8 protein-coding genes are annotated in these 9,966 nt (G+C 72.3%); 5 read left to right on the plus strand and 3 right to left on the minus strand.

Annotation, left to right across the window (positions count from 1 at the left end):
* The 4 genes from VFE05_08530 to VFE05_08545 form a co-directional block, all read left to right on the plus strand.
* The coding region (locus VFE05_08530; protein HET6230101.1) for a hypothetical protein at positions 1-262 on the plus strand (262 nt) is incomplete at its 5' end.
* The gene (locus VFE05_08535) at positions 262-1,338 is read left to right on the plus strand and encodes a PDZ domain-containing protein (protein ID HET6230102.1); all 1,077 of its coding nucleotides are present in this window, start codon (positions 262-264) and stop codon (positions 1,336-1,338) included. The genes VFE05_08530 and VFE05_08535, both read left to right, overlap by 1 nt.
* 529 nt (positions 1,339-1,867) lie before the next feature.
* On the plus strand, positions 1,868-3,232 hold the full coding sequence (locus VFE05_08540) for a pitrilysin family protein (protein HET6230103.1): 1,365 nt from the start codon (positions 1,868-1,870) through the stop codon (positions 3,230-3,232).
* Between the two features lie 10 nt (positions 3,233-3,242).
* Entirely contained in the window at positions 3,243-5,330 is a 2,088-nt protein-coding gene (locus VFE05_08545; GenBank protein HET6230104.1) for an insulinase family protein, read from the plus strand.
* Between the two features lie 253 nt (positions 5,331-5,583).
* On the opposite strand, the gene VFE05_08550 is transcribed toward VFE05_08545, so the two are convergent.
* Complete coding sequence (locus tag VFE05_08550; protein HET6230105.1) at positions 5,584-5,823, minus strand: hypothetical protein; 240 nt, start codon at positions 5,821-5,823, stop codon at positions 5,584-5,586.
* 379 nt (positions 5,824-6,202) lie between these two features.
* On the opposite strand from VFE05_08550, the gene VFE05_08555 reads away from it, so the two are divergent.
* Positions 6,203-6,460 (plus strand): hypothetical protein, encoded by a 258-nt coding sequence (locus VFE05_08555; protein HET6230106.1) that lies wholly within the window; start codon positions 6,203-6,205, stop codon positions 6,458-6,460.
* Here VFE05_08555 and VFE05_08560 read toward each other — a convergent pair.
* Both VFE05_08560 and mrdA read right to left on the minus strand, forming a co-directional pair.
* Positions 6,457-7,380: an outer membrane beta-barrel protein gene (locus VFE05_08560; GenBank protein HET6230107.1), complete on the minus strand. Its 924-nt coding sequence runs from the start codon at positions 7,378-7,380 to the stop codon at positions 6,457-6,459. The two genes, VFE05_08555 and VFE05_08560, sit on opposite strands and share 4 nt — an antisense overlap.
* Before the next feature lie 311 nt (positions 7,381-7,691).
* Positions 7,692-9,524: a penicillin-binding protein 2 gene (gene mrdA / locus VFE05_08565; protein HET6230108.1), complete on the minus strand. Its 1,833-nt coding sequence runs from the start codon at positions 9,522-9,524 to the stop codon at positions 7,692-7,694.
* Between the last annotated feature and the right edge of the window lie 442 nt (positions 9,525-9,966).

A 9,966-nucleotide genomic window follows, 5' to 3' on the forward strand; every position in this document is an offset into this window, starting at 1 on the left:
CATGTACGCATACCCCGGCGCGTTCGCGCTGTGGGCGTGCATGACGGGCTGGCTGCTGTACACCGTGATGTTCGTGCTGGCGGCGCGCTTCGAGCGGCCGTGGATGATCGCGGTGGGCACGCTCCTCTGCCTGGTGCTCGCGAACGTGACGCTGGAGATGGGCACTTTCCCCACCGGCGTCCGCGCGATGGAGCTGCTGCTGTACGGCGCCGCGTCGCCCATGCGGGCCCTCGCCTCCGGCCAGCTCCCCTTCGGCTATTGATGACCCACGCACCGCGCGCCCTAGCACTGCTGGCCCTGCTCGCCGCCGCGCCCGCCGCCGGCCAGCGCGTTTCCCTTCGCCCCGCGTCCGTGGGGCTGGCGGTGGAGGATGCGCACGGGACGCTGCGGGTGGCTGCCGTCGCTCCCCGCGGGCCCGCGGCGCTGGCGGGCATCGTCGTCGGCCAGCGGCTCGTCGCGGCCGGCGGGCGTCCGCTCGCGGGCGCGGCGCCCGCCGTGGCGGACAGCCTGCTCCTCGGTGAGCCTGGCAGCACGGTGGACGTGCAGTTGGCGCAGGGAGGCGGCACGCGCGCCCTTCGCCTGCGGCGCGCGGAGGTGTTCGCGCCGTCCATGGCTCCCACCGCGGTGATCGCCGGCCGCTACCTCGTCGTCCACTATCCCGCTGGCGACGCGGCGCTGGAGCGGTACGCCCGCCGTCTCGCGAGCGAGGGCGAGGCGTTCGCCGCGGCGGACCTGCGCGGCGCGGACACCGGCGGGCGGCGCATGCACCTGTACGCGGCGGGGCCGGAGACGCGGCTGACCGTGGCCGACCGCGCCCGGCGCGGGATGGTGCCCTGGTGGGGCCAGTGGCTGCCCATCGCCGCGGTGCCGCCGGAGGAGCGCTTCGGGCGCTCGCTGGCGTACCTCCGCTTCGGCGCGCCGGGCGCCGCGGCGCGGGCGCGCCTGGAGGACCGCTACGGCTGGAGCTACAAGCCGGGCCTGCTCCACCGCCGGGCCCTGCGCACGCTCGCCACGGGAGAGATGCAGCCCGGCACCGCCATCGCGCTGGGCGCGAACCTGGGCACCGGCGCCAGCCTGCGCACCTACGTCCGCGACCGTTTCGGCGATGCTCGGTTCGGCGTGCTGTGGCGCTCGGACGAGCCGTTCGACGCCGCGGTCCCGCACGCCCTGGGCATCTCCGAGCGCGACCTGCTCGCCGCGTGGGAGGCGAGCCTCTACGCGTCCGGCCCGGACCCGAAGGCCGGGCCGGACGGAGGCGACGTGCTGGCGGGCATCGCCTGGGGGATCGTGGCCCTGCTCGCCGGCGTCCTCGTCGCGCGGCGCAGGGAAGTCGCCTGACCGCCGCGCATCCGCCGCCAGCCGTCCGCCGAGCGAGCAATCGCACGAGACTTCTCGTTGGAAGCCAACGCGTCGCATCCACCGACCCCTCCCCTTGCAACTTCGCGGTCGGCGGCTGCGTACGTGCTCCCGTTCCTCCATCTGTTTCTCCGGGTCGGTCGGTGCACATCTCCCGGACTGCCGTGCGTCCGTCCCGGGTCGGGAGATGCGGAGCGCTCGTCGGATGCGGGAGATGCGGGGCGGACGAGCGGCGGAGCGGGGATGCACCACCGGTCCGCATCTTCCGGAAGCGGTTCGTGCGATGAAGGAGGAAGAACGGAGGTACGGCAGATGCTGTCCCTCTGTCCAACATACCGATGACGACGTAAATCAATGCAGGACCCGGCGCGCGCGAAGGCGCGCGGCCGGCCGACGCTGTCCGGGCGGAGCTTCGTCCCATCACGCCGGGGGCCCGCACGTGGCTCCGCTGTCCCGCGCGCACCCCGCGCACGGGAGAGCCGGCCCCCGAAACCCAACACGTGGAGGTTGCATGACCCGATCCCTTGCCAAGGGGTCCCTGCTCGCCCTGGGCCTGCTGGGCGCCGCCGCCGGCACGGCAGCGGCGCAGCAGCGGGCGTCCGGAGTGGGAGACATCCCCTTCCAGACGTACCAGCTGTCCAACGGGCTGAAGGTGATCCTGATCCCCGACCACAGCGCCCCGGTCACGGCCGTGGACCTGTGGTACAACGTGGGCTCGCGCAACGAGGTGCAGGGCCGCACCGGCTTCGCGCACCTGTTCGAGCACATGATGTTCGAGGGCTCGGCCAACGTGCCCAAGGGCCAGCACATGGCGCTGCTCCAGCAGGCCGGCTCCAGCAACTTCAACGGCACCACCAGCGAGGACCGCACCAACTACTACGAGGTGGTGCCCAGCAACCGCGTGAACCTGGCGCTGTGGCTGGAGGCCGACCGCATGCGCGCGCTGAACGTGAGCGAGGCCAACCTCACCAACCAGCGCTCGGTGGTGAAGGAGGAGAAGCGCATGCGGGTGGACAACGCCCCGTACGCCAACTCGCTGCGCAGCCTGCTCAGCGACGCCTCGTACGGGCAGAGCTGCTTCTCGTACGGCCACACCACCATCGGGTCGATGGAGGACCTGGACTCCGCGTCGCTGGGCGACGTGCAGGCGTTCTTCAAGCAGTACTACGCGCCCAACAACGCCACGCTCGCCATCTCCGGCGACTTCGACGACGCGCAGGTCCGGCAGCTCGTCCAGCAGTACTTCGGCGACATCCCCAGCGTGCCCACCCCGCCGGCGGTGACCTGCGAGCGGCCGTTCGCGCAGTTCCCCAGCACCAAGACGGTGCAGGACCCCAACGCCACGCTCCCGGCGTTCCTGGAGGCGTACGGCGCCGTGGCCTCGGGCTCGCCAGACAGCTACGCGCTGGAGCTGCTGGGCACCGTGCTGGCGGGCGGCCAGAGCTCGCGCCTGAACCAGCGGCTGGTGAAGACCGAGAAGGCCGCCACCTTCGTGCTGGGCGGCACCCTGCTGCGCCGCGGCCCCGGCCTGTTCGCGGTGTACGCGGGCGCCAACCAGGGCTACACGCCCCAGCAGCTGCAGGCCATCATCGACCAGGAGGTCGAGAAGATCCGCAACGAGGGGATCACCCCGGCCGAGCTGCAGCTCGCGAAGAACCAGAAGCGCGCCGAGACCATCCGCAGCCTGCAGACGGCCATCGGCCGCGCCGAGGCGATCCAGGAGTTCGCCCTGTTCCGCGGCGACCCGTCGCAGATCCGCACCGACCTGGACAAGTACATGGCCGTGACCACCGCCGACGTGCAGCGGGTGGCCCGGCAGTACCTGAACCCGAACAACCGGTCGGTGATCTACACCGTCCCCGCGCCCAAGAGCTGAGGAGAGACCCGTGAAGCCGTTGAACGCACGTCTCACCGCCGCCGGCCTGGTGGGCCTGCTGGGGGTCTGCGCCGGCCAAGCCGCCGCGCAGGCCACGCCCCCGGCCCCCCTGCCCGAGCGGCCCATGCAGTTCCCCGCCTTCCACGAGGCCACGCTGCCCAACGGGCTGCGCCTGGTGGTGGTCGAGAACCACGCCCGCCCCGTCGCCAGCGCCGACCTGTACGTGCGGGGCGGCTCGTCCGCCGACCCGGCCGGCAAGCAGGGCCTGGCCTCCATGACGGCCGGGCTGCTCAACAAGGGCACCCCCACCCGCAACGCCCAGCAGATCGCCGAGCGCATCGAGGGCGTGGGCGGATCGCTCAGCGCCAGCGCCGGCGACGACTGGATCGACGTCTCGGCCGACGTGCTCTCGGACCAGCTGCCCCTGGCGCTGGACCTGATGAGCGACGTGGCGCTCCACCCCGCCTTCGCCGCGAACGAGCTGGAGACCTCGCGCACGCAGCGCCTCTCCACGCTCCAGTCGTCGCTGGGCGAGCCCGGCACCGTGGCCGCGCGCGCCTTCGCGCGGCAGGTGTACGGCACGCACCCGTACGGCAGCGCGTCCGTGCCGGCCACCGTGCGCGCCATCACCCGCGACGACCTGGTGCGCTACCACGGCACGTACTTCCGCCCCGGCAACGCGCTGCTGGTCATCTCCGGCGACGTCACGCAGGCGCAGGCGATGTCGATGGCGCGCCAGTACTTCGGCTCGTGGACGGGCGGCGCCGCGCCGCGCACGGCCATGCCCGCCCCGCCGCAGCTCGCCCGCACGCAGATCTACCTCGTCCACCGGCCGGGCTCGGTGCAGTCCAACATCGTGGCGGGCAACCTGGCGCTGCGGCCGGAGAACCCGGACTACTACGCCGTGGCCGTGATGAGCCAGATTCTGGGCGGCGGCAGCTCGGGACGACTCTTCCAGATCCTGCGCCAGCAGCACGGCTGGACCTACGGCTCGTACAGCAACGTCTCGCGCCCGCGCGACGTGGGCGCCTTCCAGGCCACGGCCGAGGTGCGCACCGAGGTGACCGACAGCGCGCTGGCGGAGATGATGCGCCAGGTGCGCCGCATGCGCGACGAGCCCGTGCCCGCCGCCGAGCTGGCGTCGGTCAAGAGCTTCATGGTGGGCTCGTACCCGCTGCGCTTCGAGACGCCGGACCAGATCGCCAGCCGCCTGGCCACGGACCGCCTCCTCGGCCTCCCCGCGGATGCCATGCGCACGTACCGCGAGCACATCGCCGCCGTGACCGCGGCCGACGTGCAGCGCGTCGCGCAGAAGTACCTTCAGCCGGACCACATGGCCGTGGTGGTGGTCGGCGACGCCGGCCGCGTGCTCTCCAAGCTGGAGCCCATCGCCCCCGTCGTGCTGCTGGACGTGGAGGGCAGGCCGCTCGACCGCTCGGCGGTGGAGGTGCGGGCCAGCACGGACCGCTTCGACGGCTCGCGCCTGGCGCCGGCCACCTTCACCTACCAGGTGATGGTGCAGGGCAACGCGCTGGGCACCGCCACCGCTACCATCACCCAGGACGGCGCGGCCTGGCGGGCCACCTCGCAGCTCGGCATCGCGATGGCGGGCCTGAGCCAGGCCGACACGGTGTGGTTCGGCAACGACCTGGTCGCCAGCGCGTACAAGCTGCTGCAGACGCAGGGCCCCAACCAGATCTCGGCGGACCTGCGCCTGGCGAACGGCCGCATCACCGGCGCCACCAAGCTGCCCGCCGCCGCCGGCGGCGACCGCACGGTGGACCTGGCGGCGATACCGGGCACGCGCCTTCCGGGCATGGACGCCCTCATCCTCGCGGTGGCCGACCTGGCCGACGGGAAGACGATCACCTACCCGGCGTACGGCGTGCGCGCCAACGGCGTATCGAACGTCACCGTCAAGGTCGTAGGCTCCGAGAGCGTCACCACGCCCGCCGGCACGTTCGACACGTGGAAGATGGAGATGTCCGGCGGCGACGCGCCCGCCACGCTGTACGTGCGCAAGTCCCTGCCGCACGTGCTGGTGAAGCGCGAGGTGACCGGCCAGCCGATCTCCATCGTGCTCCAGTCGATGCAGTAAGCGGCTCGCCGCACCGTGCCCGCCGTTCGCTGCCGGGTACGAAAACAGAGGGCCCGCGTACGTTCGCGCGGGCCCTCTGTTTTTCTCTTCCGCATCGACAGACGTCTCGCCTCGCATCTGCCGTCCCGCCACGGATCGATGGACGCCCCGCCCGCCCGATCGTCTGTCCGTGAGCACGTCGGCGACTTGCGTCACCTTTGCCAACTCCGCGTGTCCGTCCGTGCTTCGGATGCGAACGGGCTCGGCTATTCGCCTAGAAGCACGAGATCGCTCGCGCCGTCCCTGCCATCATCTTCGCCTCCGCCTCGCACGCGGCGTGGTTCTCCGCGGCCAGCGCGGCGGCCTGCCGGCGGAGGCGCGTGGTGGCCGGCGAGCCGGGATAGTCGCGCTCGAGGCCGGCGATCTGCCGGTCCACGACCAGGAGCAGGTCCACGGCCTTCGCGTACTCGCCGCGGTCTTTGTGAAAGCGTGCTACGCCCAGGTCGTCCGTCACGCGCTGGAGCGCACCCGCTGGCTGCGCGGGAACGGGCCGGCGCGGTGGCGTGGAGCTCGACCGCGGCGGAGCAGGGAGACGGAACGGTGCGGGCGGCGCGGCGGCAGCTCGGGCCGGTTTCGGCGCCGCCAGGACCACGCGCCGGGGGGCCGGACGCGCGGGATGGGTGGATCGGGATGCGGCAAGCTGTTCACGGCGCGCGGAACTGCTCTCCGTCCGCGCAGGGGTGACCGGGTGCCTCGTGCCATGCGTCTCGGCGGCCGCGCGCTGGACGGTCGAGTCATCGAGGGGCGGATTCACGACGGGCGGCGTTCCGACGTCGGAGATCCGCTGGGGCTCCGAATCCGGGAGAGCGGAGACGGCGGCGTAGAGCGTGTCCATGCGGAGCACCCGCGCCGGCCTGGACGCCGAAGCCGTGTCGGTGGATGGACGAGCACGCGACGCACGCGGAGGCGCGGCGAGTGCCCATCCCACGAGCGCGGCTCCCACGGCGCCGAGCGCCAGCCCTGCGTGCCGCGCCCTGGCGTCGCCCGTCCGCGACCGCAGCAGGCCGACGGCGATGCACACGGCCGCGGCGAGCCAGACGGTGGCCGCGTCGAAAGGCAGAGGAGGGACGTTCACGGTCGCGCTCGCCTAGCGCAGGCCGACGTGCGACGGAGCGTGCCAGCCGAGGCCCAGGTAGAGCCGCAAGCTGTTGACGGTCGCGCGCTCGCCGTCGGGCAGCGCGCTCTCGTGCCCGTCCACCGTGACGCGCGTGAGCGTCCCCCGCATCCCGCGCAGGCTGATCTCCAGGTGCGACGAGGGCGAGATCGCGGACTGGAACCCGATCGCGCCGCTGACCGCCCGCCCGGTGTACTCCACCGTGCCCGTCTGGCCGCCGACCAGCGCGTCGTCGAACGTCGTGCCGAAGTTGGCGGCACCCACGTCGGCGTAGACCCGGGCCGGCTCGCGATGGCCGTTCAGGAAGAAGCGGCCGCCCAGCTCGCCCGTAACCAGGTCGTAGTGCCGGCTCTTCTTTGTGATCCAGTCGAAGTCCGCGTGGGCGTACACGCCCAGGTGGCCGGCCACGGCGTAGCCCGCGTCGATCCCCAACCCGTGGCCTATGTCGGTGCCCTTCACGCCTTCCTGCCGCGCCGCCGATCCCGCGTACCCGCCGCCGATCCAGAAGCCGTGGCTGGCGAACGGGCTCCGCAGCACCCCGTGGCCGACGAAGTCCTGGTCGCGCTTCCGGCGCCGCGCCCCGGCCTCGTCCACGGTGGTGTCGGCCGGCGGAGGTGCGGGGTGTGCCGGCGTGAGCGTGCTGCACTGTCCGGGAGCCCGCAGCGCCTCGCGCAGCTCCGCCGTGGCGCCGGCTTCCTGGAGACGCGCCAGCGCGGCGTCGTCGGGCGCGAAGTGGATGCAGCGCGACCGCGCCAGCTCCAGCACCCGCGCGCTGCTCACGTGGCTGCGGAGAAGCTCCACCATCTCGTTCAGCGTGATGCCGTACGCCTGCGCGGCGGCGCGCGTGGCGAGCAATGGAAGCAGCAGGGCGCAGAGCGTCAGTGTGCGGCGGATCATGTTTCGGATTCGGGGGATGGACGGCGGAGATGCCGCGGATGCCGTGCGTCGGGTGTTTCGAGGAGAGCAGAATCATCGCTCCCCCAACGGCGTACATCAAGAGGAGGCGTTTCGGGTTCTCCGTACGCGGGGGCGAGTGGCGGGTTTCACGTTGAGCGACCGAAGCTTGGGCGTTGCGAGGGAAGGAGATGCGACGTCCGCATCGCATCTGCCGAAACGGAAGCGGCCCGGCGGAGAGCTCCGCCGGGCCGTTCCACATCTACCGAAATCCGGACGAAGGCGCCGGGGATGCGATCCGGGTTCCCCCGCCGTCAGTTCGCCGGGCCGCCGATGACCATCGGCTTCACGTCCTCGATGGCAGGGTTGGCCAGGCCATGCTTCTTGTTCATGTAGTAGTTCGCGACGCGGGCGGCGAGCGGCGCGGCGCTCTGCGAGCCGTGGCCGCCGAACTCCACGACCGCGGCGACGACGACCTCGGGCTGCCCGCCGTGGGGGGAGGCGAAGCCGGTGAACCAGGCGTGGGGATGGTCCGCGTCCTGGGCGTTCTGCGCCGTGCCCGTCTTGCCGTACAGCGTCCAGTTGTCCAGCGCCACCGCCGCCGCCGTGCCGCCGTCCTCCACCACGCGCGCCATGCCCTCGCGCACGGTCGCAAGCGTGGGCCCGCTCACGTGCAGGTCGGTCTCAAGCGGCGCAGGGGCGCCCATCACCACGTGCGGCGCGCGCGCGGTGCCGTTGGCCGCCAGGGCGCTGAAGAACTGCGCCATCCGCAGCGGCGTCTGCGAGTTGGGGCCCTGGCCGATGGACAGGTTCATCACCTCGCTGGGCGGCGGCCGCCAGCCGAAGTGGTGCACGTACCACTCGCGGCCCGACGGGAAGCTGCCCGCGCGCTCGCCCGGCAGGTCCATCCCCGTCTTCCGCGCGAAGCCCAGACGCGTGCCCTCGCCCGTGAGCGTCTCGATTCCCAGCAGGATGCCCAGCTGGTAGAAGTACACGTTGCACGACGCGGCGATGGCGTTCACCAGGTTCAGCGAGCCGTGCCCGTCGCGCTTGTCGCAGCGCGAGTAGCGGCCCGCGAAGGTCATCCCGCCAGTGCACGCCAGCGGCATCACGCTCTTCTCGGGCGTGATCACGCCGCGGTTCAGGCCGATGATGGCCGTCGCCAGCTTCCACGTGGACCCCGGCGGATAGATGCCCACCATCGCGCGGTTCAGCAGCGGGCGCGAGTCGCCCGCGTTCAGCCCGCGCCACACCTGCGGGTCGATACGGCCCGTGAGCAGGTTGGGGTCGTAGCTGGGGTTGGAGTACATCGCCAGCACCTCGCCGGTGCCGGGCACCATCGCCACGATGGCTCCGCGCATGTTGGCGGGGAAGATGGCGCGCGCGTAGCGCTGGAGGTCCAGGTCCAGCGTGAGCCGCACGTCGGCCCCGGCCTTGGGGGGCGTGGTGAGCTGGCTGGCGAAGCGGCCCACCACCTTGCCGCGCGCGTCCACCTCCACGTAGCGCGCGCCCTGCGTGCCGCCCAGCCGCCGCTCGTACTGGCGCTCCACGCCGCCCTTGCCGATGTGCTGCCCGCTGCGGAAGCCGGTCCACGCCGGGCTCTCGAGCTCGCGGTCGTTGATCTCGCCCACGTAGCCCACCACGTGCGCCACCGCGTCGCCGTACGGATAGCGGCGGATGGGGTGCGGCTCCAGGACTATGCCGGAGATGCGGCCGCGCCGCTCTTCCAGCTTCGACACCTGCCCGAACGTGAGCGCGTCCGAGACCAGCACGGGGTGTATGGACCGCTTGCCCGCCCGCGCCATCACCTCCTCCACCGCGGCCGAGTCCAGGCCAAGCACCTGGCGTAGCGGCTCCAGGCGCGCGCGCACCGAGTCGCGCGGTCCCGGCTCTATGGAGAGCGAGTAGCCGGTGACGGTCTCGGCCACCACCTTGCCGTTGCGGTCGAAGATGGTGCCGCGCGGGGCGGGGATGGGCACCACCCGGAACCGGTTGTCGTCGGCGCGCAGCACGAACTCGCTGTTCCGCACGATCTGCGTGCGGAAGAACGCCGCCCCCAGGCATCCGAGGGCGACGGCGATGGCCATGGTGGCGTGCACGGCCCGCCGGCGGCGGGAGTGCGGGTGGAACGGGTTTGCGGGCGACACGGAGAACGTCCTGGCGGGGTGACGCGGCGAACGGGATCGCGGGCCGTGAGATGGAGGTTGTGCGAGCGGGTAAACTTATACGCCCGAAGGCGTTCACGCCAGTCTGGCGCATCTGCTCCGCGGCCGGGTGGCAGGAACCTGTGCCGGTGCGCCGTGTACCCCCAAGAGCGTCGTTCTTGCGCTCCCCCACCGGGAGCGTATCTTCCGGCCCCCGGCGATGGACCCGCCGCCTGCCTCCCGCCAGCCGCATCTGCGGCATGCAACTTGACGTAGGGCGGCAAGGCCCCACAAAACGAACCCGCACGCGGACCCTCCTGCTTCCGGCCCCCACGGCCGGGGGCCAGCCCCGCGTTCAGAAAATATCTCAAGCCAGAGTAACTGCATGACCGTATCCGCCCAGACCACCGCCGCGGCGCTCCCGGAGCCCGCGGCCGCAGACGCG

This window comes from Longimicrobiaceae bacterium (assembly GCA_035696245.1).
Lineage (GTDB): Bacteria > Gemmatimonadota > Gemmatimonadetes > Longimicrobiales > Longimicrobiaceae > DASRQW01.